This window comes from Glutamicibacter sp. HZAU (genome assembly GCF_004100365.1).
GTDB classification, from domain to species: Bacteria; Actinomycetota; Actinomycetes; order Actinomycetales; family Micrococcaceae; genus Glutamicibacter; species Glutamicibacter nicotianae.
The window spans coordinates 1-229 of record NZ_SCKZ01000040.1 but is presented as its reverse complement, the minus strand read 5'-3'; the positions used below and the strand labels follow the sequence as shown (position 1 = coordinate 229).

The window sequence follows — 229 nt, the reverse complement described above, 5'->3', positions numbered from 1 at the left end:
GCTGCAGCCAGGACACCAGATTCACTGCGAACATTGCCAGATCAGCCCATGCCTGGTTCGCGGTAAAAGACCAATAAGGCAGTTTGCCCAACCCCGTGCTCTTCAGCGTTTTGACCCTGTTCTCGCACCGGCCACGCGCCCGGTGCCGGGCATCGAGGAACGCCACGTTGAACCGCGGGCTATTGGTCAAGAACGCGGTCACCCGGTTCCCGTCCGTATCGAACAAAGT

General features: G+C 59.8%; 1 pseudogene. It reads right to left on the bottom strand.

Annotation, left to right across the window (positions count from 1 at the left end):
• Positions 1–229, bottom strand: a pseudogene (locus EKH49_RS16445) (IS1380 family transposase); the annotation flags it as partial.